The sequence below is a fragment of the Shinella sp. Sh6 genome (assembly GCF_055392685.1).
Genome location: NZ_AP044006.1, coordinates 482,816 through 505,632 on the forward strand (window position 1 = coordinate 482,816; position 22,817 = coordinate 505,632).

Consider the following 22,817-nt stretch of genomic DNA (forward strand, 5'->3'; position numbering starts at 1 on the left):
CACGTGAGCAAGGGTAATATGAGCGGCGCACATGTCATGGCGCAGGCGCTCAAGCGTCATGGCGTCGAGGTCATTTTCGGGCAGTCGATCCCAGCCGCGCTCTTCCTGGCGGCGCCGCACTACGGCATCCGCCAGGTCGGCTACCGCACCGAAAACGCCGGTGCCGTGATGGCCGACGCCTATGCCCGCATCTCGCACAAGGTCGCCGTCGTCACTGCGCAGAACGGGCCGGCGGCGACGCTGCTGGTCGCGGGGCTGGCGGAAGCCTATAAGGCTTCGATCCCTGTCGTCGCCATCGTTCAGGATGTGGCGCGTCCCTTCGCCGACAAGAACGCCTTCCAGGAACTGGACCACCTTGATCTCTTCAAGGGCGTTGCCAAGTGGATCAAGCGTGTCGCCGACGTGAACCGCATCGACGACTATGTCGACATGGCCTTCACCGCCGCCGCCTCCGGCCGGCCGGGTCCCGCCGTGCTGATCGCGCCGATCGACATGTTCGTCGAAACCGCCGAAAGCCGCAACGAGAGCCGCATGGCTTCGCTCGGCACCTTCCCGCTCGACCGCAGCGGCCCGGATCCGGACCGTATCGCCGAGGCCGCCAGGCTCCTGGCCTCCGCCGAGCGCCCGCTTATCATCGCCGGCGGGGGCGTTCATGTTTCCGATGCGGCGGCGGAGCTCGCGGCCCTACAGGAGAAGTTCTCCATTCCGGTCGCCACTACTGTCATGGGCAAGGGGTCGACCGACGAAAACCATCCGCTTTCCGTCGGCATCGTCGGCTACTTCATGGCGACGCGCAGCCGCACCAAGCACCTGCGCCAGCTGGTGACGGATGCCGACGTCATCATGCTGATCGGCAACCGCACCAACCAGAACGGCACGGACAGCTGGTCGCTTTTCCCGAAGGATGCGAAGTACATCCATCTCGACGTGGACGGCCAGGAGATCGGCCGGAACTACGAGGCCGTCCGGCTCGTCGGCGATGCCAGGCTCGGCATCAAGGCGCTGTCTGCCGCGCTCGAAAAGGAAGACGGCGCAAAGCGCAAGGCTGCCCGTCCCGCGCTTGAGAAGACGATCGCCGAAGGCCTTGCCCAGGGCCGCAAGGATGCGCAAGCCGTCGAGACCTCGAACGAGAGCCCGATCCGCCCGGAACGGCTGATGCGCGATCTCGACAGCCTGCTGACGCCGGAGCACATCGTCGTTTCCGACGCCAGCTATTCCTCGATCTGGATCGGCAATCACCTGACGTCGCGCAAGCCCGGCATGCGCTTCCTCACGCCGCGCGGACTTGCCGGTCTCGGCTGGGGACTGCCCTATGCGCTCGGCGCCAAATGTGCCAGGCCCGATGCGCCGATCTTCGCGCTCGTCGGCGATGGCGGCTTCGCCCATGTCTGGTCCGAGTTGGAAACCGCGCGCCGCATGGGCCTCAATGTCGTCGTCGCAGTGCTGAACAATTCGATCCTCGGTTACGAGAAGCACGCCGAAAAGGTGATCTTCAACGAATATTCCGACGCCTGCGACTTCACGCCCGTGGACCATGCGGCGATTGCCCGCGGCGCGGGCTGCGAAGGCGTGCGGATTGACAAGGCGGAGGATTTCCTGCCGGCGCTGAAGGCGGCCTTCGCCGCCAATGCGACGACGGTGCTCGACGTCGTCACCGACGAGCGGGCCTATCCGCCGATCACCATGTTCGACGACAACACAGCCCTGCAATACTGAGGAGGCGCGATCATGAAGAAGTTGATGAACAAGCCTTCCGGCTTCGTCGATGAAATGCTCGACGGCCTTGTCGCCGCAAACTCCTCGCTGACGCTCGGCGGCGAGATGGGTCGGGTGGTGCATCGCGCCGTCCCCATCCGGCAGGGCAAGGTCGGCGTCGTCTCGGGCGGCGGATCGGGCCACCTGCCGCTCTTCACCGGCTATGTGGGCGAGGGTTTGCTAGACGCCTGCTCGATCGGCAACGTCTTCGAGGGGCCGACGGTCGGTTCCTGCATGGAGGCGATCCGCCTCGCCGATGGCGGCAAGGGCGTGCTGCGCCTCTATGGCAACTACGGCGGCGACCGCATGAACTTCGACATGGCCGGGGAAATGCTGGAGGACGAAGGCATCCGCACGACCACCGTGCTCGGCAATGACGACGTGGCCAGCGCGGCCCCTGCGGAGCGGCAGAAGCGCCGCGGCGTTGCAGGCATCATCTATGCCTACAAGACCGCCGGTGCGCTCGCCGAAACCGGCGCCGACCTCGATGCCGTGACGGCGATCGCGCAGAAGACCGTAGACCGTACGCGCACCATCGGCGTGGCGCTGTCGCCCTGCCAGGTTCCGGGCTCCGGCAAGCCGTCCTTCACGCTCGGCGAAAACGAGATCGAAATGGGCATGGGCATCCATGGCGAGCCAGGCATCTGGCGAGACCAGCTGAAGGAAGCCGATGTCATTGCCGACGAGATGATCGAGCGGCTTCTTGCCGACAGACCCGAAGGTGCCGGCACACGCGCATCCATCCTCGTCAACAGCCTCGGCGCCACCCCGCTGGAAGAACTCTTCATCCTCTATCGCCGCGCCCGGGCGAAGCTGGAAGCGGCCGGCATCACCATCGTCCGGCCGCTGGTCGGTCACTATGCGACGTCGATGGAAATGGCCGGGGCGTCCATCTCGCTCTGCTTCGTCGACGACGAAATCGAGACGCTGCTCGCCGCGCCCGCACGGTGCCCGTTCTGGACGGTGTCGGCATGAGCGTCACGGTCTCCACAATCGCCTCCACCGTTGCGCGCGCCCATCAGGCCATGGGGCCGCTGGAACAGGTGCTGAATGATGCCGATGCGAAACTCGGCGACGGCGATACGGGCGGCATGCTGGCCCGTGTCATCGGCAAGATGGCGGAGGTGGATCTCTCCGGCGCCGCCGATCCCGGTGCCGCGCTGACACAGCTGGCCAAGGCCGCGACCGTCGCGACCGGATCGAGCCTCGGCACGCTGTTTGCGACCGGGCTGCTGGCGGCGGGCCGCGAAGCGAAGGGCAGGCCGGCAATTGCTGCCGGCGATCTCGCCGGCCTCGTCGCGACGGCGCGCGATGCAATGATCGCGCGCGGCGGCGCATCGCTTGGCGACAAGACGGTGCTCGATTCTCTCGACGCCATCGCTGCCGCCTTACAGGGTGCGAAAACCATTGAAGGTGCGGCCGAGGCTGCGGCGAAGTCGGCTGCGGAAGCATTGGATGCCTTCCGCAGCAAGCCGAACCGCATCGGCCGCGCGCGCATGTTTGGCGATCAGACCATCGGTCACGACGATCCCGGCATGCTGGCCATCAAGGCGCTTTCCGCCGCGCTCGCGGCGTAAAGCCCCTATTCGGGAGACACGAGAGGCCGGCGTTGCGCCGGCCTTTTTGCGTTTGCTCCGTTGGGCGCTGCGCAGGATTCGCGAAGCACGAGCTTCGTCGGGATGATGATTTCACGCGGCGTCTGCGGGCGCTTGGAGTGGATGCGGCGCATGAGCAGCTCGGCGGCGGCGGCGCCCATTTCGCGCTTCGGCAGGCGCAGCGTGCTCAGATTGATGCGGCGGAGCCTGGCGAGGTCGATGTCGTCGCAGCCGAGCAGGGAGAGATCGGCAGGGACGGAGAGGCCAAGCTCGCTCGCCGCATCCTGAACGCCGAGCGCGCAGACGTCGTTGCTGGCGATAACTGCGGTTGGACGCTGCGACAGCGTCGCGAAATAGTGCATGGCTTGATAGCCGGCCTCGACGGTGTAATCGCCCCGGAAGATCAGATCTGGATCTTCGTCGCAGCCAAGTTCGGCGACAGTCGCCTCGAACGCTTCCAGACGCTCCTGCGCCGTGCTGGACGTGGCAGGGCCGGTGACGAGGGCGATGCGGCGATGGCCGAGTTCATGCAGGTAGGTCACGCTGTCGCGCATGCCCTGAAGGTTGTCCGAGCCGATATAATCGTCGCGGAAACGCGCGCTGCGGCGCTGGATGAGCACGAAAGGCGTCTTTCCATCGAGAAGCGCGCGCACTTCCGGCATGTCGCAGTGCTGCGAGATCAGGATCATGCCGTCGACCTGGCGGTCGAGCAGGGTCTGCATCTGGCCGACCTGCCTTTCGAGCAGTTCGTCCGTGTTGCAAAGCAGGATGGTACAGCCCTCGCGCACGGCCACGTCGTCAATGCCGCGGATGAATTCGGGAATGGCCGGGTTGCTGACATCCGGCACAAGCACGCCGATCGTCGAACTCAGCTTCATGCGAAGCGAGCGGGCGACGGCGGAGGGGCGGTAGCCAAGCCGTTCGGCGGCTTCCTTGACCTGCTTGCGGGTTTCCTCGTTGACGTGCCGCTTGCCCGCAAGGGCGTTCGAAACAGTTGAAACCGCGTGGCCGGTCGCCGCCGCCACATCCCTGATCGTAATCCGGCCTTTATCGGACAATCTTCAAACTCCAGTTGCAGAACCGATTTTACGGCCGCCTTGTCTTTCTTCCTTATCGCGACTTTAGCGGAGAATCATCGCCGAAAATAGTCGAATCCTCGATTGACACGTCCGCCGTGCGGGGTTAATCAAGCCGACGAAAACCGTTTTTCGAAAAACGTTTTCTGAGGTTGGGAGCGAACCTCGTTTCGGAGGAATTTCATGACGGGTGAATTGCGTCTTCGGACGGCGTTGGTGGGGTGTGGGGCATTTGCCAATGCTGCGCTCGTTCCCGCCATGCGCATGGCGGGTATCGAGGTCGTGGCGGTCTGCGACCCGGATGGCGCGCGGGCCGAGGCGACCAGAATGGCCGCCGGCGCGAACGCCGCGTATGCGGATCTTTCGCAGATGCTGACGACGGAGACGGTCGATGCGGTCGTCATGGCCGTCGGTCCGACGATCTATCCGAAGCTGGCGGAGCAGGCCTTTGCGCTTGGCGTTCATGTCTTCGTGGAAAAGCCACCGGCCATCACGGTCGCCGAGGCCGAGGCCATGGCGCTCGCCGCCAGGCGGGCGGGAAAGCAGCTCGTCGTCGGCTTCATGAAGCGCTTTGCCACCGGTTACCGCATGGCCAAGGAGATTTCCGAGGGCGACGATTTCGGCGCCGTGCAGATGGTCAGCGCGCGGATCACCTCCGGCGTCTGGACGCCGGCCTGGTCGGAGACGCTGACGCCGTTTTCCTTCGTTCTGGACCACAGCGTGCATTTCCTCGATCTGATGCGCTTTTACGGCGGCCCGGTCGCCTGGGTTTGTGCGGTCAAGACGCAGGCATCCGGCGATCGCTTCGGCTTCGCCATTATGCTGGGCTATGAAAGCGGCGCGGCTGGCCTTCTCGAAATATCGAACTACGAAAGCCGCGGCGTGCCCAATGAGCGCATCCAGATCACGGGATCGAACGGCACGAGCGTGACCGTCGAGAACGTCTCGCGCGTCACCTATACCCGCGATGCGGAGCCGATGGTGCCGGGCCGGGCCTTCTCGCCGGATCGCGAACGGCTCGTCTGGGAGCCGAACATGACCAACATTTCCCAGGAGAACGCATCGCTCGTCCACATGGGTTATGTCGGAGAGATGCGCAATCTCCTGTCCGCGCTTGCTGCCGGCGGAATGGTAACACCGTCCATCGAGGACGGCCTGGCAGCGGTTGCCCTTGCCCATGCGGTCGTCGAAAGCGACGGCCGCCGTATCAATCTCCAGAATGCAGGTGCTTTTCGAAATGTCGCTGTCAATTGATCTCAAAGGCCGCATCGCGCTCGTTACGGGTGGCGGAACCGGACTTGGCCGGGCGGGAACCGATGCGCTGGTGGCGGCCGGCGCATCGGTCATCATCGCCGGCCGGCGTCAGGATGTGCTCGAACGGGCAGCGGCGGAGGCCGGCGCGCAGGCGATGACCTGTGACGTGAGCGATCCAAAGGAGGCGAGCGCGCTCGTCGATCGGATCGTCGCGGAACATGGAAAGCTCGACATCCTCGTCAATGCCGCCGGCCTCAATATTCGCGGCGATTCGTTCGAGTACGGCCCGGACGACTGGGACCGGGTGCATGCCATCAACGCCCGCGGCCTTTTCTTCATGTCGCAGGCCGCGGGCCGCGCCATGCGCGCCAACGGCTACGGCAAGATCGTCAATATCGCCTCCATGGCGAGCGAGATCGGCATGCCCTTCATCGTCGCCTACGGATCGTCGAAGGGCGGCGTGAAGCAGATCACCAAGGGGCTTGCGGTCGAATGGGCCAAGGCCGGCATTCGCGTCAACGCCATCGAGCCCGGCTGGTTCCGCACGGAGCTCACCGAGCCGCTTTTCCACAACAAGGAGTGGCTGGCCAAGGTGGAAAACCGCGTGCCGATGGGGCGTGCCGGCAAGCCGGAGGAGGTCGGCGGAGCGATCGCATTCCTTGCCAGCCCGCTTTCGGACTATATAACCGGCGCGGTAATCAAGGTCGACGGGGGAGCTTTGGCAGCCTGATGCAGGAACAATCCGAAATCATCGAGAGCCCTGAAAATCCGACGCTGATCGAGCGAATCGGCGAGATGATCATCGTACCGCTGATGCTGGCCATCATCGCCGTCGGTTTTGTCGCCGTGTGCCTTCGCTATGTCTTCAACGGTTACTATGCCCTGTTCTGGTCGGAAGAGGTCATACGGTACGCCTTCATATGGTTGTTCTGGCTGTGCGCGCCCATCCTCGTCTGGCGCCGCGCCATGTTTACCGTCGATGTGTTCATCAATATGCTTCCAAAGGGCGTGCAGCGCGCCATCGCCATTCTGCTCGATCTTGCCGTCATCCTCCTGATGGGCACGTTCGTCTACTACGGCTGGACGATGGCGCGCGTGAATGCGCCGCAGCTGTCCTCGGCCCTGTCGCTGTCGCTGTTCTGGATCTACCTCGCCATTCCCGTCGGTTCGGCCCTCATCATTTTCGCAACGGTCGCCCGCATGGTCCGCGACATGCGCAACGGCACGTGGGAGGCCGGCCAATGACCCTTACCCTTTTCGGCTGCTTCTTCCTGTTCCTGCTGATCGGACTGCCCGTGGCGTTCTCGACCGGGCTCGCCGCCTTCGTGGTCGTCCTGAATTTCCCGATCGTGCAGGAGCGTCTGCTGATCACGAAGACGTTCGGCGGCATGGACTCGTTCACGCTGATGGCCATCCCGTTCTTCGTTCTGGCAGGGGAGGTTATGTCTCGCTCCGGCCTGACGAAACGCATCGTCGATCTTGCTATCGCGCTGGTCGGGCATTTTCGCGCGGGCCTGGCCTATGTGACCGTCATCGCCAACGTCCTGATGGCCGGCGTTTCAGGGTCTGCGTCCGCAGATACCGCCGCAACGGGATCCATTCTCATCCCGGCTATGAAGGAACAGGGATACAAGCCTGAATTTGCCGCGCTCATGGTGGCCTTCTCGGCGATGATGGCACCGCTCATCCCGCCGTCGATCTTCCTGATCATCTATGGGTCGATGTCCGGCGTCTCGATCGGCCGTCTCTTCATGGCCGGCATCATTCCAGGCCTGCTCGTCGGCCTGTCGCTGCTCGCCCTCGCCTTCATCCTGACGCGCTTCTCCTCATTCAAGGTGGAGCCGGTCACGTTCTCCGGCCAGCGCCTGAAGGAGGCGGTGATGAAGGCCGGCTGGGCTCTTGTCATGCCGTTCTTCATCATCGGCGGCATCCGCTTCGGCATCTTCACGCCCACGGAAGCCGGCATCGTCGCCGTCGTCTATGCGCTTTTCTACGGCTTCGTCATCGAACGCACGCTGAACCTGAAGAACCTGCGCGAGCTCACCATGTCGGCGGCGCTTTCGTCCGCCAACATCATGATGATCGTCGGCTTCTCCGCCGTCTTCGGCACCATCCTGGCGCTCGGCCGGTTCGAGCAGCAGATCACGTCCGTGCTGTTCTCGATCACCACCGAGCCGCTGCTCGTCGTGACGATCCTGATCGTCGTGCTGACCCTGATCGGCGGTCTGATGGACGAGGTGTCGACCGCCGTCCTCTTCGTGCCGACGCTGGCCGCGATCGGCTCGCAGATGGGCTTCGATCCGGTCCAGTTCGGCGTCGTCATGGTGCTTGCGATCATGATGGGTGCGGTCATGCCACCGGTCGGGACGCTCCTGTTCATCGGCGTCAGTATCGCGCGCATTCCCCTGTCGCGTATCCTGGTGCTCGTCTGGGTGTTCCTGATCCCGCTTCTGCTGGTCAACCTGCTGATCGCATACGTTCCCTTCTTCACCACCTATCTGCCGTCCTTCATGTGACGGAAAAATCAAAGCTCAACGGAGGAGTAGAGCATGTTTGACAAAAAACGTTTCTTGATGAGTGCGATGACTGCCCTGGCGCTGACAGCCGGCGTGACGATGGCGCAGGCGGAAACCACGCTGACGCTCGGCGACATCTACGCCGCAGATCACAGCAATACGCTGGCAGACAAGCGTTTCGCCGAACTCGTCGCCGAGCGTAGCAAGGGCGAAGTCAGTATCGAGGTTTACAGCGATGCCACGCTCGGCAACGAGCGCGAGCTTGCCGAGAGCGTCGTTTCCGGCTCGGTCGATATCGCGCCGAGCGGTATGTCGGGCATCGGCCGCTTCTTCCCCGAATTGCAGGTCCTCGAGCTGCCCTATATCTACAAGGACCTCGATCACATGCAGCGCGTCGCCAAGGTGATCGCGCCGGACGTGCAGGCCGCCTTCGAGGCGCAGGGCGTTCACAATCTCGGCTTCCTCTTCCTCGGCCCGCGATCGATCGCCAGCAAGCGCGCGATCAACACGATCGAGGACATGGAAGGCCTGAAGCTGCGCGTTCCCGAATCCCCGCTCTACATCGGCTTTGCGAAGGCTCTCGGTGCCGTGCCGACGCCGATTCCCTTCCCGGAAGTCTATTCGGCTATCGAGACCGGCGTTGCCGAGGCCTCCGAGGGTGAGCCTGCGACGCTCTCCACCACGAAATGGTACGAAGTCACCAAGAGCGTGAGCCTGACCAAGCACATCTGGCATTTCCGCTTCATCCCGGTCAACGCCGCGAAGTTCAGCACGCTGACGCCGGAGCAACAGGGCATCGTCGAGCAGGCGGCAGCCGATGCTCAGACCTACCAGGCGGGCCTCGTCAACGACTTCAACACCAAGGCGCTGGACGAGATGAAGAACGCCGGCGTGACCATCGTCGAGACCCAGGGCCTCGACAAGTTCGCCGAGCGTCTCGCCGGCTTCCAGGACGAGTATGCCGCAAGCCTTGGCGACAAGGCCGTAGCGCTACTCGCCAAGATCCGCAGCGTTCAGTAACGCGTAATCTGCCCGCCGTTCGTCCGGCGGCGGGCATCACAGCCTGACAGGATAGCTTCAGATGACTGCCCCGACCTTCAAGGATCCGACCTACGAGAACGTTTATATCGGCGAGACCTTCGGGCCGGTCGAACTCGTGGTGGATGATTTCTTCCTGCGCAGCTACGCCTATGCGCTCGATGACTACAGCGGCATGGAAATCGTGGACGGCGCGCTCAAGCCTGTCGGCCATGTGCCTCCGCACATGATCGTTTCCGACCTGATGCAGATATTCCTGACGGTCTATGACCGGGACAAGGTCGTCGGCCTGCACCAGAAGGAGGAGGTCATCCACTACAAGCCCGTGCCGGTTGGCGCGAAGCTGACGCTGACCGGAACCTATGTCGACAAATACATGAAGCGCGGCAAGGGCTATACGGTGCTCGAAAGCGTGGCGCGGGACGAGGCGGGTGAAATCGTTGTGCTACAGCGCTCCACGGAGGTCATGCGTATTCCCGACGGCGTCAAGGTCGGCACGGGCTTGGCGGAGCCTGAGCGGCGTGTCAGCCCTCGCGAGCTTTCCGCCGAGCGCACATCCAGAATCTCGCGTGAGACCCCGCTCGGAACTGCGCTGCGGCCCCTCGTTAAAGAGGTTCGCCAGGCGCAAATGTCCGTCTTTACCGGGGCCGAATTCCACAAGCAGGGCATTCATACCAATCTCGACATTGCGAAGAAGGCGGGCCTGCGGGACTGCATCGCCCAGGGCATGATGGAATCATGCTGGGCGTCACAGTATCTCACCAATCTGTTCGGCGGAAGTTTCCTTTCAACCGGGCGGCATTTCTGTACCTACCTTACACCGATCTATCCCAGAGACCTCATAAAACTTGAAGGTGTAGTGACGGATCGTAGTGAAGAGCTTGGCAGAGTGCGGATTGAAGTCGAGTTCTGGCTAACCAATCAATCTGGAGAAACCACGGCCGTGGGGTACGGTTCATCATTGCTCTAAAGTTCGCGAGTCCGAGCTTTCTGTCGACAGAGAACAATGCAGTCACACGGGACGAACAAACGGCTGAAGTTTGCTGTCGGACCGGAGCTGTCACCCACTATCGCAGCTTTGTCATGACCGGTACCCATCAATTTGGGAATTGCTCGATATGGGTCTCTGCGGTGCGGCCGAAGTAAAGGACCCGGCGACCTAGAAACGAGACGATGTATCCTGCGCACCCAGCGGCCTTGGCTTTCTCGCAGAAGGCGACGTAGCTATAGTCGGCGGGATTGGCCTGCGCCCATCGCACCAGGCGCTCGACCTCGCTCGCATCGAATGTAGCGGCGACCTTGCTAGCGGAAGAATGCATGTCCACCGCTACGCTGTCTCCATCCGGCAGGTAATAGGTTTGAGTGTTACGGCGATAGTCGACGGTGTATCCCTCGAAACCCGCCGCTAATAATTGTCCGATAATCTCCGGAAAGCTCAAACTTCCATCATGGGCAGCATGCAGGCAATTTTCGGCAACAGCAATCCGTTCCGCTTCCATGGCGGCTTCCTTTCGTTTGAAGGTTGGCTTTGGTCGATGGTTCAGTCCACCGGGGTTGCTTTCAAGTCGCGCTTTTCCGCGAGAACCCGCATGATGCGGTCGAGTGTCTCATGCTCTTCTTTCGTCAACACGCCAAAAAATTCAGCATCATTCTGATCGGCAAGCGACGCCAGGACCGGAATTTTGGCTCGTCCCTCTGTCGTCAGGGACAAGTTGTGAGCACGCCTGTCCTCTTGGCTTTCCGTCTTCTCAACCAGTCCTTTGGCCATCAGCCGTTCCGCAAGTTTGCTGATGGCTCCCTTTGTCATGGCCATCTTTTTCGCCAGAACTGATGGAGGCGTTGGTTCGGAGTCGTAGAGGGAACGCATGAATGACCATTCCGCGACAGTGACATCTTCGCCGGATACCTTGCGCGCGAACTCTTGCGATACGGCGTTTGATACCATTCGCATCCAGTAGCCGGTGTGATCGGTCAATTTCGGGACTAATGTCATGAAGAGTTCCTTGTTGACTAGGAAACTAAATCGAGAAAGTTTCCTAGTCAATAAAAATTACCGGCCTATCAAGTGCAATGTGATTTCGGAATGGTCTTCTTCGCTGCAATGGGAGCCGTTTCGCTCATCTTGTTCGACGCAAACAGCGGCTCCGAAGCATGGATGACGCCACTGCTCAGCCTGTCGTTCATTTTGTTCGCTTGCGGCAGTGCGTTGCGTGGCCGGAAGATGGTCAGCCGGATCAGAAGCTTCAATGACCGTTTCGGTAGCCGGCAGTTCTGATGGCAATTATTAAACCCACTGTGATGGGTTGAATAATTTCGGAGAATGCATTATTTGAACCATTGAAAGGGTCAATTAATGCGCTTGACGCTCCAAACCCATTTTGACGGTGAGTGGCATCACGCCGTGTCAATGGAACTCGGGGACGACGCGGCCGGCTTTCAAGGCGCATCGATCGTCGATTACGATCTCGACTATTTCGTCACCGTGGCATCGGCGGAGTTTTCTGCTGGAAAAACGGTCCGGCACCATCGCGCCTTGTCAGTCCGTTACCCCGTCGATCTCGAAAGTCGATATAGCAGCAGCTGGCCGCCCTTCCTCTTGGACCTTATGCCCCAGGGGCATGCACGGCGAAAGCTTGCCGAGTATCTCAGTCTCGCTGAAGGCTCGCGCGCTTCTGATCTCCCGCTGCTTCTGCGATCGGCGACCGGCGGCATAGGCAATATCCGCATCAAAGAGGCGGCGGACGCCGAAGCGGAACGGCTGCGCGGTGTTGAGCGCCAAGGGGTGACGGAAGCGGAAATTCTTGAGCGGTCCGATCGCTTCATGGAAGTCGCCGATCGTTTTGGAATGCTCGCCTCCGGCTCAAACGGCCTGCGAGGCGAATGGCCGAAGGTCTCGATGACCCAGGCGAATGACGGGCTGTATTATCCCGACAGCTTCGTGACCGATGACGAGGCCGTGCGCCACGTCATTGTCAAGCTGGTGCGCAGCAATGAGCCTGTGGATCGCCTCATCCTCGAACGCGAAGCCCTATATTCGCGGATCGCTCAAGAGATCGGTCTGACTGTCAGCGAACCATCGACCTATGCCGAAGGCGTCCTGATCATTCCCCGTTTCGACCGGAATAAGAGAGAAGGCGGCGGAACCATCCGGCTAGGGCAGGAAAGCCTCGTGTCAGCGATAGGCGTTGCCGATTTCGGTCATGTCGGCACGCACGAGGCCTATATCGACATTCTGCGCCAATATACCGCTGATCCCTTCGCAGACATTGTTGAATACCTGAAGCGCGACATCGCCAATCTGGCGCTCGGCGATCCTGATAATCATGGCCGAAATTCCGCATTGAGCAAACACCAGGACAGCAGGATCCGCCTGTCTCCGCTCTTTGATTTCGCGCCAATGCGGCTCGCGAAAGAGGGGATCGTTCTCTCCACCCGATGGGCCATGATGCGCGACGGAGGTCGTGACCATCTTCCCGATTGGAAGCACATTTGCGGCGAACTGATAGCTGATCCTGCTGAGCGGAGGGCGCTCGCCGCTACGCTTGCCGTATTTGCCGAACACCTGCGCCAGGCTCCGGCCATGGCGAAAGAGATGGGAGCGTCTTCGGACATTCTGGACCCTGCGATGGGACGCTGTATCGAAATCGCAGATAGCGTTTTGGAGGTGTGTCAGTGAGAGCGAAGGACCGCTAAATGGCTCGATGGAAGAAGCCAACGAAAGAAGAAATTTTGGAAAACCGCCGAACCCTGGCAGAACGTGCTCGAACCGGAGATCTGAGGCTGCCCGGTGCTGTGGCGGAGATCCGCAAAGGGTTTGGCATGACACAGGAAGAGTTTGCCAAGACCCTGTCGCTTACAAGACGCCAAGTTGCAGAGATTGAAGTCGGGGCGGCGAATCCGACTCTTCAAACTTTGATGAAAATCGGCCGATTGTTCGGGTTTTCTGTCGGATTTGTTCCAAAATCGTAATAATGGCAGAATTATTCATTTGCCGCAAAAGCTCTTCCGCGACATTTTCCGCGACGCCTATCTGCCGTATCGCGATCCTGAAACCCTGCGCGCCTTCCTACGCGAGATCAACAGCTTCACCTACGACCACAGCGAAAAGCTGGGGGATGCCTTCGCCGGACACATCTGACCGCCTTGCCGGAAGATTTTGACCGCCTTCGCTTGGGTAGAGTGATAAATTTGTCCGTCTTTTCGCGGGCGTCCGATGCGCGTAAAATCGACGCCGCTGAGGGACGATATTCTGTGTTGTGCCCGACGCTATTTTCTGCGCTGGACTTCGAACCAGCCACTGGTCACAAGTTCACCGACGGTGCGCTGAATGGTCTTGACGCTCTTGCCGGTCGCGTCGGCAATCGTTTGATTGAACGGCCACGCCTTCTCGGTGTGGCCGTTCAAATGCGTAGTGATGATATAAAGCACCACGGATCGCGCGCTGTCGCTCAAATCCCTGTCGCAGATCAACTGCTGAAGCCATTGCAGCTTCACGTCCCGAAATGGTCGCACCCGCTCATGCGCGCCTCCCTGGTCGCAATATGACCGGGAAAGAAGGGCCGGAAACGGCCAAAGAAAAGTGGGACGGCGGCTTTGTTGAGCCATTGATTTTTATGAAGCGATGCTTTCGTTCCGCACGGTTAAGCGGCTGATTTTGCTCGAATCCGGCATGCCCTGCCAGCCCGAAACATTCGGCTTAGAATCTATTATTTCGTCGGCCTCACCAGGGAAATCACTCGCGGTTTCGACGGCGCATCCAGCCACTCAATCCATTTATCTCGTTCCTCAAGCGTGTCGAAGAACCTCCAGAGTTTGTAGCCCTCATCGGTGGTCTCCAGCATTTCGCCGATAGAGGCGAGTTCGAGAGGCAGCACCACCTCGTTGCCGTCGAAGCGAACGAAGTAGATTCCTTCAGCCGCGAGGCGGATTACCTGTCCGGTGCCGTAGCTTCCATCTGGATCGTCCACGGTGAAGTACATGCCGACAAGGGTGTCGAAGATTTTCTCGTTCATGGGTATCCAATGCCAGTCTTGAATAATGCAGGGCATCTGCCGTTGATAGCTTTCATTCGCATCCAGATGTACCCGTACCTTCCACGCATGGCTACCGGAACGGGCGTAATGGGCAAAGCGGACGTTAGCTAAGCTGATCTCGTAAGTAAGACGGAAATTGCTTGGTCGGCCCGGAGGGAGCGCCCACCATCGCTCAAAAGCCTTGAAGTTGGACTTTCTGGAATAGCTAGGGGGACACGATTGCCCCTTTTGCGTCTCTGCATTGCACAAGATTGGGAAGCACGCAACGGGCGCAAGCAACCGTTGAGGAGTGCAAAATCGCGCCTCCCATTACAGCAGGCCTTTCACGCGCAAATCGGGGGCAAAGGTTGCAAGCGGCATGACGAGGGTCCGCGGCTTTTCTTGTAGCGGTTCGGCTCCGAAAGAAGCGTATCAGTTGGCCGCGCGTTCGCTCTTTGCGCCGATAGTCAGGAGAATACCACCGCCTTCATCGGCGAGCCGCAGGCAACGCGACGCTGCTGCGACAAGGAGTTGTCCTCCCAATCCTTGCCCCGCCATGGCGCGGTCTGTTGCCAGACGGGCAAGCTTGAAGCCCGATACGTCATGACGTGCCAGTCCTGTTGTCATTGATGCCGGTACGATTTCATATGCCACAGTCGAAGGCGCTACGGTGTAAAAGCCAAAGATGCGGTTTGGTATCGCATTATCGACAGCACAGAAGGTCTTGGCTGCATTCTGCTCATGGCTCTGTCGTGCAAAGCGTTGCAGAAACTCGTTCATCTGCATATCGCCACAATCAAAGGAAGCCCGATCATGAGATTTCTTAGTCGGTTCCTCATGCCATTGCGGAATGCTTATAGCGTATCCGGCAGCGCTGCGACAACAGCACGTAACTTAGCATTCGGCTTGGGCGGGTTTTCCAGTAGATTGAGGATGCGCAGGAATTTATCTTTCCACACTCACCGTCCACGCATATGGTCTGTCAACGTTTGGGGTAACGGAAAGGTTCTACGGTTGGTGGACAGTTTCCGATATTGTGACGGTGTCAGGTTGTGGTGTCGGAGAAACACCCGGTTGAAATTGGACAGATTGCGATAACCCACCTCGAAGCAGATGTCCGTTATTGGCAGGGAGGTATCCGTCAATAGCTGACCTGCCTTCCAGATACGAAGCTTATTCACGTGGTCGGTGAAACTATGGCCACTATTCTTCTTGAAGAATCGCGAGAAGGCGCTGTCGCTCATACCGACCATGCGAGCCATGTCCGGCAACCGAATGTCCTCGGACAAATTGGCAAAGAGATGCGCAAAGACCTGCTGTAGAGCTTCGAGCGAGCCATAGCTCAAGTCCGGAAGATAGGCTTCCGAAGACAGCGTATCGAACTCGTCGGTGTCCCGTAGCAGCGACAGCAGGGAGAGGAAGGTTGCAAGCCGCATCGAGCCGGTCTGAAACTCCATATCGAGTATCAGGGCCTCTGCCTGTTCCCGCGCGCGGCCCTTGATGGACAGTCCGCGTTGCGCGCGGATTAGGAAATCATGCAATTCAGCCAGTTCCGGCAGGAAGGCCGACGCCTGCTCCAGCTTTGCAGGCAGAAATTGGATGACGATGTCGCGTCCCGGAATGCGCTCGTCCGGTCCAAGTGGCGTCACCCAGTCGTGCGGCAGGTTGCTGCCGATGACGGAAATATGCCCCGGCGTGAACGCGCCGACATGGTCGCCTGCAAGCAAGACGCCGCTGGCGCTGGGAATGTAGTGGATCTCCACCTCCGGGTGGAAATTCCAGACGTTGCGTTCCCAGGGATAGTCGTCGCGGCGCCACAGGAACGACTCGTCTGCGCCTGTCAGGACATATTCAAACCTCGCGACCGTCGGCGAAATGGCTGACATTGCGGACATCCTCCCCAGCCTAGCGGCATCCCCGTTGCGACGAAAATCAATACTACATTGTGCATTGCACACACGATTTCATGCAGAAAGTCGGCATTTCGCGCATGAGAGTATCAGTATGGCGCAACGGTTACGCTTGTGTCCATCCGCTCTTTCTACAACTCTTAAGGTCCGTTGAGCGTGTCGGAGGAGAGTTTGGAGACGCGCAACCGGACCGATTTTGCGATCCAGATGGAGGAGAACAATGAACAGTTTCGCCAAAGCCGCAGGCGTCGGCTTCATCACGCTTGCCCTGTGGAGCACCACTGCTTCCGCCGAGGACTCCTGGTGGAAGACCGCTGCCCAGCCGTACCAGGGCACGACCATCCGGGGCATCTCGGAATCGACCCCCGCATCGAAATATGTCGAGCAGGTCCTCGGTCCGAAATTCACCGAAGAGACCGGCATCAAGGTCGAGTTCGAGGCAACGTCCTGGGACCAAATGTACGACAAGGCGATCAAGGACATGGAAGCCAATACCGGCATCTATGACTTCGTCTATATCGAGCAGGACATCGTATACACCTATCTCGCCCGCAACTTCCTGGTCGATATCACCAAGTCGCTGGCCGACAATGCAAACATCGCTTCGCCGGACTTCAAGCCGGAGAACTTCACCACCTTCCTGAACTATTTCAAGGATCCGAAGTCGGGAGACGTCATGGGCGTCCCGATGGAAGCGTTCATCAAGCCGTACCTCTACCGCAAGGATCTTTTCGATGATCCGGCGATCCAGAAAGCCTACAAGGATGCGACCGGTGCGGATCTGAAGCCGGCAACGACCCACGACGAGTATGCCCAGATCGCCAAGTTCTTCACCGAATACGGCGCAGACAAGGAGCTCTGGGGAACCACCGTGCAGGCCTCGTCGAGCCACCCTGCGGCGTTCTACGAGTTCTTCGAGTCGATCGCGCCGACTTACGGCGTCTATAATTGGGGCATCGACGGTACGACGTTTGCCGCGACCGAGGCCAATGGCGGCCAGATGAACTCTGCCGCTGCGAAGAAGGCGCTCAACTACTGGGTCGGCCTTCTGAAATATGCGCCGCCGGAATCGACGTCGTCCACCTGGGATGAAGTGGCCGGCACATTCGCCGCCGGCCGCGCAGCCCAGGGCCTCGTCTACGGCGAAAATGCTGCTTGGATTGCGACCGACGAAAGCAAGTCCACCGTCGTCGGCAAGGTGGGTGTGGCGCTGCCTCCGGTCGAAGCGGGTGTCATGGAAACGGCCGAATCCGGCAAGGGCTATATCGGCTACTACGATGGTGGCGCGTTTGGCATCCCGCATTCGTCCAAGAACAAGGACGCGTCTCTGCTCTTTCTGCAATATATCGGGCAGGCGTCCGTGCAGACCGACTGGGCGCTGGCCGGCTCGCGCATCGTCATGAACTCGACCTACGACGATCCCAAGATCATCGATCAGGACAAGAAGATGAACGGCTACTACACGCTGATGCGTGACGACGGAAAGCTCTTTGCCGGTGCTCCGCCGTTCCCGTTCCACTCGCAGGTTCTGCAGGTCGTCGCACCGTTCATCTACAAGGCGATCATTGGCGAGATCAAACCGGACGATGCCTTGGATCAGGCTGCTGCCGCAGCCGAAGCTGAACTGACGAAGCTCGGCTACCGCAAGTAAAAGACCGCACCTCCCGGCGGTTGGCGGTCGCCTTCAAACAAGGCGGCCGCTCCTTTCCTGACTGCGTGTTGCGAGCCCGCTCGCGATACCGGTAGTCGGGCACGCAAGACTCCAGCACGATCTGACGGAGCGCCAGATGAGACAATCCAACATCGGATGGCTGTTTCTAGCACCAGCCACGCTAATCCTGTTCGTCGTCGGGTTCGTTCCCTTCATCTACATTCTCTACGTCGGCTTCTTTGACTGGAACACCAATGCACTCGATCCCACCCTGCGCTGGGCCGGCCTCCAGAACTATCGCAGCCTCGTTTTCGACGCGACCTTCCTGAACTCGCTTGCCCGTACGCTGGTCTTCGCGTTCTTCGTCGTCGTAAGCGAACTTTTGCTCGGCTACGCCTTCGCTCGCGCGCTGATGGCGGATCGCCTGTGGGGCCGGCAGTTCTTCCGCACAATCCACACATTGCCGATCGTCGTCGCGCCCATTGCCGTCGGTGCGACCTGGCGTTTGCTGTGCGTCCCGGGCTTTGGCATCGTGCCCTATTATCTGAAACTATGGTTCGGCATCGACTACAACATCTCGACCAATGCCTATCACGCCTTCGCGACGGCCATCATCATGGACCTGTGGCACTGGACGCCGTTCGTCACGCTGTCACTGATGGCGGGACTGACCGCCCTGCCGAAAGAGCCTCTCGAACAGGCGCAGATCGATGGCGGCAACAAGCTACAGATCTTCTGGTACGTCATCGTTCCGATGCTGAAGCCGGTGCTGCTGACGACCGTCTTCATCCGGCTGATGGATGCGTTGCGCTCCGTCGACGAGATATGGATGCTGACCAAGGGCGGTCCGGCCGAGGCGACCCGCTTCATCGGCCTTCACATCTGGATCAACGTCTTTCCGAAGACCGATTACGGCTACGGCGCGGCCATGTCGCTCCTGACGCTCTACGTCACGATCGTTTTAAGCTGGCTGCTGTTCGTCGCCATGACCGGCCGCAAGGGAGGCGCACAATGAGACGCTCCGGTATAGCTTCCTTCGTCCTCTGGATATGCCTGACCATCCTGACGCTGCTTCCTGTCTGGTGGATGCTGGTCGTTTCAATGCGTCCCCGCGTCAAGCTTTATTCCAAGTCGGTGCTCATCGACGATCTTTACTGGGATAATTTCCTAGCGGTGCTGAATAGCTCAACCTTCCTCCAGTATCTCTGGAATTCGATGGTCGTGGCGACATCGAACGCGGCGCTGGTCTGCGTGCTCGGCCTGCTCGCTGCGTTCGGGCTGTCGCGTTACAAGATCAGCGGCGGCGAGAATGTGTTCTTCTGGCTTATCACCAATCGCATGGCGCCGCCTGCCGTGTTTCTCCTGCCGCTCTTCCTGCTTTTCACCAAATGGTTCGTGTTCGGCGATTTCATGCTGTTCGACACGAAGATCGGCCTGATCCTGCTCTATTGCGTCTTCAACCTGCCCTTCGCCATCTGGCTGCTGAAGGGAATGCTCGACGGGATTCCGCTGGAGCTTGACGAGGCGGCGCGGGTCGACGGCGCGACAACCGGCCAAGTGCTGTCCCATGTCGTCCTGCCACTAGCGCGGCCCGGCTTGGCCGTCACCTTCATCCTGACCTGGATTTTCGCCTGGAACGAATACCTGTTCGCCGCGACCCTGACGTCGTCGGCCGATGCCAGGACCGTGACGACCGCGCTTGCAGAATATGTCTCGGTGACCGGCACGAACTGGGGCGAGATGGCGGCGATGGCGTTCCTGACGACGCTTCCGGCGCTGATCGTGCTCGGTTTCGTCCAGAAGCACATCGTGACCGGCCTCACGTTCGGCGCACTGAAAGGGTAGGATGATGGCTGGCGTTCAACCAAAAAAAACCAAACGCGACGGCTTTCTGCCAATCCGGACCAACGGATTCGACCGAGGCTTCGTTTCGGTCGTGATCCTGATCCTCGTGCATCTTCTGTGGATGCGCTTCCTGGAGGGCATGCTGCCCCTATGGGTGGCGACGGGGCTCTGCCTGATGCTGGCCGTGTTCATTATCCGCAAGGGCTGAAGATATGAAATCGCTCGTTCTCGAACGTAAAGACGAACTGCGCATTCGCGACCTGGACCCGAAGGAGACGCTCGGTCCAACCGATGTGCGCATCGCCATCAAGACCGTCGGCGTGTGCGGGTCGGACGTTCATTATTACAAGCACGGTGCGATCGGGCCTTTCGTCGTACGCGAGCCGATGATCCTCGGTCACGAGGCCGCCGGCATCATCGAAGAAGTCGGCAGCGCGGTAGAGAACCTGAAAGTGGGCGATCGCGTCTGCATGGAGCCTGGCATTCCCGACCCTCAAAGTCGCGCGTCGCGGCTGGGGCTCTACAATCTCGATCCCGCAGTGCGCTTTTGGGCGACGCCACCCGTGCATGGCGTCATGAGGCCGAGTGTGGTCCATCCCGCCGCCTTCACATTCAAGCTTCCGGACAATGTTTCCTACGCCGCCGGCGCCATGGTCGAGCCGCTCGCCGTTGGCTTTCATGCGGTCTCCAAGGCGAGGCTGACGCCCGGCGCGGTCGCCCTCGTGACGGGGGCCGGGCCGATCGGCATGGTGACCGCGATCGCGGCGCTCTCAGCCGGTTGCGCCCGGGTTATCGTTACCGACGTTGTCGACGAGAAGCTTGCCGTGGCGCAGAAGCTCGGCCCTGCCATCATCACAGTCAACGTCCGCTCGCAGGATCTTAAGAGCGTCATCGCCCGCGAAACCGATGGCTGGGGCGTCGATGTCGTCTTCGAATGCTCCGGCGCGACGGACGTGATCGCAGACACGGTGCATCATGGTTGCCCAGGCGGCGCCCTTGTCTTTGTCGGCATGCCCCTGAAGCCGGTTCCGCTCGATATCGTCATCGCCCAGACCAAGGAACTGCGTATCGAACACGTGTTTCGCTACGCCCATGTCTACCCGCGCATCGTCGCGCTTCTGGGGGCGAAGCAGATCAATGTCGATGCGCTGATCACCGATACCTACGTCTTCGAGGATTCTGTCGAAGCATTCGACTACGCCGTGCGACCGAAGCCGTCCTCCGTGAAAATTCAGATCGAGCTTGGGAGGTAAGCATGTACCTGCGGAAATTCGATCTCACCGGAAGGGTCGCGGTCGTTACCGGAGCGGGGCGCAATATCGGCTACGCCTGCGCCGATGCCCTGTCCGAGGCCGGCGCACACGTTGTACTAACCGATCTTGATGAAGAACTCGGCCGGTCGGCCGTTGCGAAACCTGCGACGATGGATCGCAAGGCTGAATTCGTTCGCCTCAATGTGACGGATTCGGGCGAAACCGACCGCGTCGCGGCAGAAATCGCCACCAGGCTCGGCCGCGTGGACATTTTGGTCGCCAATGCCGGCATCTCTTCACAAAGCCCGGCGGAGCAAATGTCGGATGCGGACTGGCTGAGAGTTGCAGATGTGAACGTCAACGGCGTGTTCTGGAGCAACCGCGCCTTCGGAAACCTGATGCTGAAGGCGGGCAGGGGCTCGATCGTCAATATCGGTTCGATCTCCGGCATCATCGCCAACCGGCCGCAGCCGCAGGCCGGTTACAACACCTCCAAGGGTGCCGTTCACATGCTGACGAAGTCGCTTGCAGGGGAATGGGCCGAGCGGGGCGTCCGCGTCAATGCCGTCGCGCCGACCTATATCGCGACTGACATGACAAAAGCGGCCATCGAGACGACCGGGTGGGATAAGGACTGGATGGACATGACGCCGATGAAGCGCATGGGCGACGTCGAGGAAATCGCGTCCGTCGTCCTGTTCCTCGCCTCCGATGCCGCCAGCCTGATGACCGGCAGCATCGTCGTTGCCGATGCAGGATATACCACATGGTGACGCTGACCGTGCACCTGTCCCGAATGACCGGCGGCCCCGCCGCATAACTGACTGAGGATTGACACATGGCGACGATCGAGCTCGACCACGTCGACAAGCATTACGGCTCCTATCACGCGTTGCGCAACATCTCGTTCGACATCGCCGACGGCGAGTTCGTCGTTCTGGTCGGTCCTTCCGGGTGCGGCAAGTCCACGCTGCTGCGTTCGCTCGCCGGCCTTGAGGAGATCACCGGCGGCACCATCAGGCTTGGCGGACATCGCGTCGACAACATCGCCGCCAAGGACCGGGACGTAGCGATGGTCTTCCAGAACTACGCGCTCTATCCGCACATGACCGTTCGGGAGAACATGGCCTTCGCCCTGAAGTTGCGCGGCGAAAACCTTGCCGACCGCAACGCCAAGGTCGACAAGGCTGCCGAGATGCTGCGGCTGACGCCCTATCTCGACCGCTACCCAAAGGCGCTTTCCGGGGGCCAACGACAGCGCGTCGCCATGGGGCGCGCAATGGTTCGTAGCCCGAAGGCGTTCTTTTTCGACGAGCCTTTGTCAAACCTCGATGCGGCGCTACGCGTGGACATGCGTTCCGAGATCAAGGCGCTTCACCAGCGCCTTGGTGCGACATCCGTCTACGTCACGCATGACCAGATCGAAGCCATGACGATGGCGGACCGCATCGTCGTGCTTCGCGACGGCAAGGTAGAGCAGATCGGCGCGCCGCTAGAGCTTTACGACAGGCCCGCCAATACCTTCGTTGCCGCCTTCATCGGATCACCGGCCATGAACATGCTGCCGGCCACGATCGATCTGTCTGCAAACGCCGCGCGGCTTGCCGACGGGTCAGCCCTTCCGCTTCCACAAGGCGCGCGGGCCTGCAACGACCAGACGGTGGTCTACGGGGTTCGTCCCGACCAGTGGACCCTGTCGAAAGGCGATAAGGGCGTACCGGCGACCGTCGAGCTGATCGAGCCCACGGGGGCCGAAATTCTCCTGGCAGCCCAGTTGGCCGGCAAACGCGTCCTGTGCGCCTTCCGCGAGCGCCACGCTTTGAAGCCGGGCGACCGGATACGGCTCGACGTCGATCCTGCCGCAGCTCACGTGTTTGACAAGCAGACCGACCAGAGGCTGGCGGTTTGAGCA

Annotated in this window: 26 protein-coding genes and 2 pseudogenes; 19 read left to right on the forward strand and 9 right to left on the reverse strand. The window is 60.5% G+C overall.

The window, feature by feature from the left end; all coding sequences use genetic code 11:
* Positions 1-18 precede the first annotated feature (18 nt).
* The 3 genes from ACZ5TO_RS20710 to ACZ5TO_RS20720 are packed head-to-tail and all read left to right on the forward strand — an operon-like array spanning position 19 to position 3,332.
* On the forward strand, positions 19-1,716 hold the full coding sequence (locus ACZ5TO_RS20710; RefSeq protein ID WP_464801006.1) for an acetolactate synthase catalytic subunit: 1,698 nt from the start codon (positions 19-21) through the stop codon (positions 1,714-1,716).
* 12 nt (positions 1,717-1,728) lie between these two features.
* Complete coding sequence (locus tag ACZ5TO_RS20715; RefSeq protein ID WP_464800511.1) at positions 1,729-2,730, forward strand: dihydroxyacetone kinase subunit DhaK; 1,002 nt, start codon at positions 1,729-1,731, stop codon at positions 2,728-2,730.
* Positions 2,727-3,332, forward strand: coding sequence for a DAK2 domain-containing protein (locus tag ACZ5TO_RS20720; RefSeq protein ID WP_464800512.1), 606 nt, complete (start codon positions 2,727-2,729; stop codon positions 3,330-3,332). Before ACZ5TO_RS20715 ends, ACZ5TO_RS20720 begins: the two co-directional genes overlap by 4 nt.
* Positions 3,333-3,337: 5 nt before the next feature.
* Here the strand turns inward: ACZ5TO_RS20720 and ACZ5TO_RS20725 are convergent, their stop codons facing one another.
* Complete coding sequence (locus ACZ5TO_RS20725; protein WP_464800513.1) at positions 3,338-4,408, reverse strand: LacI family DNA-binding transcriptional regulator; 1,071 nt, start codon at positions 4,406-4,408, stop codon at positions 3,338-3,340.
* A 201-nt stretch (positions 4,409-4,609) separates the two neighbouring features.
* On the opposite strand from ACZ5TO_RS20725, the gene ACZ5TO_RS20730 reads away from it, so the two are divergent.
* From ACZ5TO_RS20730 to ACZ5TO_RS20755, 6 genes are all read left to right on the forward strand, one after another.
* Positions 4,610-5,680, forward strand: a complete 1,071-nt coding sequence (locus ACZ5TO_RS20730; protein WP_464800514.1) for a Gfo/Idh/MocA family protein — start codon at positions 4,610-4,612, stop codon at positions 5,678-5,680.
* Entirely contained in the window at positions 5,664-6,410 is a 747-nt protein-coding gene (locus ACZ5TO_RS20735) for an SDR family NAD(P)-dependent oxidoreductase (protein ID WP_464800515.1), read from the forward strand. The genes ACZ5TO_RS20730 and ACZ5TO_RS20735 overlap by 17 nt, the downstream gene beginning before the upstream one ends.
* Positions 6,410-6,925: a TRAP transporter small permease gene (locus ACZ5TO_RS20740; protein WP_464800516.1), complete on the forward strand. Its 516-nt coding sequence runs from the start codon at positions 6,410-6,412 to the stop codon at positions 6,923-6,925. Before ACZ5TO_RS20735 ends, ACZ5TO_RS20740 begins: the two co-directional genes overlap by 1 nt.
* Positions 6,922-8,196: a TRAP transporter large permease gene (locus ACZ5TO_RS20745; protein WP_464800517.1), complete on the forward strand. Its 1,275-nt coding sequence runs from the start codon at positions 6,922-6,924 to the stop codon at positions 8,194-8,196. The genes ACZ5TO_RS20740 and ACZ5TO_RS20745 overlap by 4 nt, the downstream gene beginning before the upstream one ends.
* Positions 8,197-8,253: 57 nt before the next feature.
* The gene (locus tag ACZ5TO_RS20750; RefSeq protein ID WP_464800518.1) at positions 8,254-9,216 is read left to right on the forward strand and encodes a TRAP transporter substrate-binding protein; all 963 of its coding nucleotides are present in this window, start codon (positions 8,254-8,256) and stop codon (positions 9,214-9,216) included.
* Positions 9,217-9,277: 61 nt separating this feature from the next.
* Entirely contained in the window at positions 9,278-10,204 is a 927-nt protein-coding gene (locus ACZ5TO_RS20755) for a MaoC/PaaZ C-terminal domain-containing protein (protein ID WP_464800519.1), read from the forward strand.
* 127 nt (positions 10,205-10,331) lie between these two features.
* Here ACZ5TO_RS20755 and ACZ5TO_RS20760 read toward each other — a convergent pair whose 3' ends face one another.
* The 3 genes from ACZ5TO_RS20760 to ACZ5TO_RS20770 form a co-directional block, all read right to left on the reverse strand.
* On the reverse strand, positions 10,332-10,733 hold the full coding sequence (locus ACZ5TO_RS20760) for a DUF1398 domain-containing protein (RefSeq protein WP_464800520.1): 402 nt from the start codon (positions 10,731-10,733) through the stop codon (positions 10,332-10,334).
* Positions 10,734-10,774: 41 nt separating this feature from the next.
* A complete protein-coding gene (locus ACZ5TO_RS20765) occupies positions 10,775-11,227 on the reverse strand; it encodes a MarR family winged helix-turn-helix transcriptional regulator (protein WP_464800521.1) in 453 nt (150 codons plus the stop codon).
* Positions 11,228-11,295: 68 nt separating this feature from the next.
* Positions 11,296-11,481, reverse strand: coding sequence for a hypothetical protein (locus tag ACZ5TO_RS20770; RefSeq protein WP_464800522.1), 186 nt, complete (start codon positions 11,479-11,481; stop codon positions 11,296-11,298).
* 106 nt (positions 11,482-11,587) lie between these two features.
* Between ACZ5TO_RS20770 and ACZ5TO_RS20775 the strand changes: the two genes are divergently transcribed.
* From ACZ5TO_RS20775 to ACZ5TO_RS20785, 3 genes are read left to right on the forward strand one after another with little or no spacing between them, the layout of a single operon-like run.
* Positions 11,588-12,910 carry a type II toxin-antitoxin system HipA family toxin gene (locus ACZ5TO_RS20775; RefSeq protein ID WP_464800523.1) on the forward strand — a complete coding sequence of 441 codons (1,323 nt, stop codon included), beginning with the start codon at positions 11,588-11,590 and terminating at the stop codon, positions 12,908-12,910.
* A gap of 17 nt (positions 12,911-12,927) precedes the next feature.
* On the forward strand, positions 12,928-13,203 hold the full coding sequence (locus tag ACZ5TO_RS20780; RefSeq protein WP_464800524.1) for a helix-turn-helix transcriptional regulator: 276 nt from the start codon (positions 12,928-12,930) through the stop codon (positions 13,201-13,203).
* Between the two features lie 19 nt (positions 13,204-13,222).
* A complete protein-coding gene (locus ACZ5TO_RS20785; protein WP_464801010.1) occupies positions 13,223-13,372 on the forward strand; it encodes a hypothetical protein in 150 nt (49 codons plus the stop codon).
* A gap of 128 nt (positions 13,373-13,500) precedes the next feature.
* On the opposite strand, the gene ACZ5TO_RS20790 is transcribed toward ACZ5TO_RS20785, so the two are convergent.
* From ACZ5TO_RS20790 to ACZ5TO_RS20810, 5 genes and pseudogenes are all read right to left on the reverse strand, one after another.
* Positions 13,501-13,839 (reverse strand): helix-turn-helix domain-containing protein, encoded by a 339-nt coding sequence (locus ACZ5TO_RS20790; protein ID WP_464800525.1) that lies wholly within the window; start codon positions 13,837-13,839, stop codon positions 13,501-13,503.
* Between the two features lie 101 nt (positions 13,840-13,940).
* Positions 13,941-14,246 (reverse strand): hypothetical protein, encoded by a 306-nt coding sequence (locus ACZ5TO_RS20795; protein WP_184147171.1) that lies wholly within the window; start codon positions 14,244-14,246, stop codon positions 13,941-13,943.
* A gap of 330 nt (positions 14,247-14,576) precedes the next feature.
* Positions 14,577-15,104: pseudogene (locus tag ACZ5TO_RS20800) on the reverse strand (N-acetyltransferase).
* Positions 15,101-15,190: pseudogene (locus ACZ5TO_RS20805) on the reverse strand (DUF1778 domain-containing protein); the annotation flags it as partial. The pseudogenes ACZ5TO_RS20800 and ACZ5TO_RS20805, both read right to left, overlap by 4 nt.
* A 15-nt stretch (positions 15,191-15,205) precedes the next feature.
* The gene (locus ACZ5TO_RS20810) at positions 15,206-16,132 is read right to left on the reverse strand and encodes a helix-turn-helix domain-containing protein (protein WP_464800526.1); all 927 of its coding nucleotides are present in this window, start codon (positions 16,130-16,132) and stop codon (positions 15,206-15,208) included.
* Between the two features lie 244 nt (positions 16,133-16,376).
* On the opposite strand from ACZ5TO_RS20810, the gene ACZ5TO_RS20815 reads away from it, so the two are divergent.
* From ACZ5TO_RS20815 to ACZ5TO_RS20845, 7 genes are all read left to right on the forward strand, one after another.
* Entirely contained in the window at positions 16,377-17,807 is a 1,431-nt protein-coding gene (locus ACZ5TO_RS20815) for an extracellular solute-binding protein (RefSeq protein WP_464800527.1), read from the forward strand.
* A 136-nt stretch (positions 17,808-17,943) separates the two neighbouring features.
* A complete protein-coding gene (locus ACZ5TO_RS20820) occupies positions 17,944-18,822 on the forward strand; it encodes a carbohydrate ABC transporter permease (protein WP_464800528.1) in 879 nt (292 codons plus the stop codon).
* Positions 18,819-19,652, forward strand: a complete 834-nt coding sequence (locus ACZ5TO_RS20825; protein WP_464800529.1) for a carbohydrate ABC transporter permease — start codon at positions 18,819-18,821, stop codon at positions 19,650-19,652. Before ACZ5TO_RS20820 ends, ACZ5TO_RS20825 begins: the two co-directional genes overlap by 4 nt.
* 1 nt (position 19,653) lies before the next feature.
* Complete coding sequence (locus ACZ5TO_RS20830) at positions 19,654-19,860, forward strand: DUF2160 family membrane protein (RefSeq protein WP_464800530.1); 207 nt, start codon at positions 19,654-19,656, stop codon at positions 19,858-19,860.
* A 4-nt stretch (positions 19,861-19,864) separates the two neighbouring features.
* Positions 19,865-20,905 (forward strand): NAD(P)-dependent alcohol dehydrogenase, encoded by a 1,041-nt coding sequence (locus ACZ5TO_RS20835; RefSeq protein ID WP_464800531.1) that lies wholly within the window; start codon positions 19,865-19,867, stop codon positions 20,903-20,905.
* 2 nt (positions 20,906-20,907) lie between these two features.
* Positions 20,908-21,678, forward strand: coding sequence for an SDR family NAD(P)-dependent oxidoreductase (locus ACZ5TO_RS20840; RefSeq protein WP_464800532.1), 771 nt, complete (start codon positions 20,908-20,910; stop codon positions 21,676-21,678).
* A 65-nt stretch (positions 21,679-21,743) separates the two neighbouring features.
* Positions 21,744-22,814, forward strand: coding sequence for an ABC transporter ATP-binding protein (locus tag ACZ5TO_RS20845; protein WP_464800533.1), 1,071 nt, complete (start codon positions 21,744-21,746; stop codon positions 22,812-22,814).
* Positions 22,815-22,817 lie beyond the last annotated feature (3 nt).

What these genes read in the sequence shown, in the direction of transcription:
- ACZ5TO_RS20710 (WP_464801006.1), top strand. Translation starts at nt 19, where the DNA reads ATGAGCGGCGCACATGTCATGGCGCAGGCGCTCAAGCGTCATGGCGTC.
- ACZ5TO_RS20715 (WP_464800511.1), top strand. Translation starts at nt 1,729, where the DNA reads ATGAAGAAGTTGATGAACAAGCCTTCCGGCTTCGTCGATGAAATGCTC.
- ACZ5TO_RS20720 (WP_464800512.1), top strand. Translation starts at nt 2,727, where the DNA reads ATGAGCGTCACGGTCTCCACAATCGCCTCCACCGTTGCGCGCGCCCAT.
- ACZ5TO_RS20730 (WP_464800514.1), top strand. Translation starts at nt 4,610, where the DNA reads ATGACGGGTGAATTGCGTCTTCGGACGGCGTTGGTGGGGTGTGGGGCA.
- ACZ5TO_RS20735 (WP_464800515.1), top strand. Translation starts at nt 5,664, where the DNA reads ATGTCGCTGTCAATTGATCTCAAAGGCCGCATCGCGCTCGTTACGGGT.
- ACZ5TO_RS20740 (WP_464800516.1), top strand. Translation starts at nt 6,410, where the DNA reads ATGCAGGAACAATCCGAAATCATCGAGAGCCCTGAAAATCCGACGCTG.
- ACZ5TO_RS20745 (WP_464800517.1), top strand. Translation starts at nt 6,922, where the DNA reads ATGACCCTTACCCTTTTCGGCTGCTTCTTCCTGTTCCTGCTGATCGGA.
- ACZ5TO_RS20750 (WP_464800518.1), top strand. Translation starts at nt 8,254, where the DNA reads ATGAGTGCGATGACTGCCCTGGCGCTGACAGCCGGCGTGACGATGGCG.
- ACZ5TO_RS20755 (WP_464800519.1), top strand. Translation starts at nt 9,278, where the DNA reads ATGACTGCCCCGACCTTCAAGGATCCGACCTACGAGAACGTTTATATC.
- ACZ5TO_RS20760 (WP_464800520.1), bottom strand. Translation starts at nt 10,733, where the DNA reads ATGGAAGCGGAACGGATTGCTGTTGCCGAAAATTGCCTGCATGCTGCC.
- ACZ5TO_RS20765 (WP_464800521.1), bottom strand. Translation starts at nt 11,227, where the DNA reads ATGACATTAGTCCCGAAATTGACCGATCACACCGGCTACTGGATGCGA.
- ACZ5TO_RS20775 (WP_464800523.1), top strand. Translation starts at nt 11,588, where the DNA reads ATGCGCTTGACGCTCCAAACCCATTTTGACGGTGAGTGGCATCACGCC.
- ACZ5TO_RS20780 (WP_464800524.1), top strand. Translation starts at nt 12,928, where the DNA reads ATGGCTCGATGGAAGAAGCCAACGAAAGAAGAAATTTTGGAAAACCGC.
- ACZ5TO_RS20790 (WP_464800525.1), bottom strand. Translation starts at nt 13,839, where the DNA reads ATGGCTCAACAAAGCCGCCGTCCCACTTTTCTTTGGCCGTTTCCGGCC.
- ACZ5TO_RS20795 (WP_184147171.1), bottom strand. Translation starts at nt 14,246, where the DNA reads ATGAACGAGAAAATCTTCGACACCCTTGTCGGCATGTACTTCACCGTG.
- ACZ5TO_RS20810 (WP_464800526.1), bottom strand. Translation starts at nt 16,132, where the DNA reads ATGTCAGCCATTTCGCCGACGGTCGCGAGGTTTGAATATGTCCTGACA.
- ACZ5TO_RS20815 (WP_464800527.1), top strand. Translation starts at nt 16,377, where the DNA reads ATGAACAGTTTCGCCAAAGCCGCAGGCGTCGGCTTCATCACGCTTGCC.
- ACZ5TO_RS20820 (WP_464800528.1), top strand. Translation starts at nt 17,944, where the DNA reads ATGAGACAATCCAACATCGGATGGCTGTTTCTAGCACCAGCCACGCTA.
- ACZ5TO_RS20825 (WP_464800529.1), top strand. Translation starts at nt 18,819, where the DNA reads ATGAGACGCTCCGGTATAGCTTCCTTCGTCCTCTGGATATGCCTGACC.
- ACZ5TO_RS20830 (WP_464800530.1), top strand. Translation starts at nt 19,654, where the DNA reads ATGATGGCTGGCGTTCAACCAAAAAAAACCAAACGCGACGGCTTTCTG.
- ACZ5TO_RS20835 (WP_464800531.1), top strand. Translation starts at nt 19,865, where the DNA reads ATGAAATCGCTCGTTCTCGAACGTAAAGACGAACTGCGCATTCGCGAC.
- ACZ5TO_RS20840 (WP_464800532.1), top strand. Translation starts at nt 20,908, where the DNA reads ATGTACCTGCGGAAATTCGATCTCACCGGAAGGGTCGCGGTCGTTACC.
- ACZ5TO_RS20845 (WP_464800533.1), top strand. Translation starts at nt 21,744, where the DNA reads ATGGCGACGATCGAGCTCGACCACGTCGACAAGCATTACGGCTCCTAT.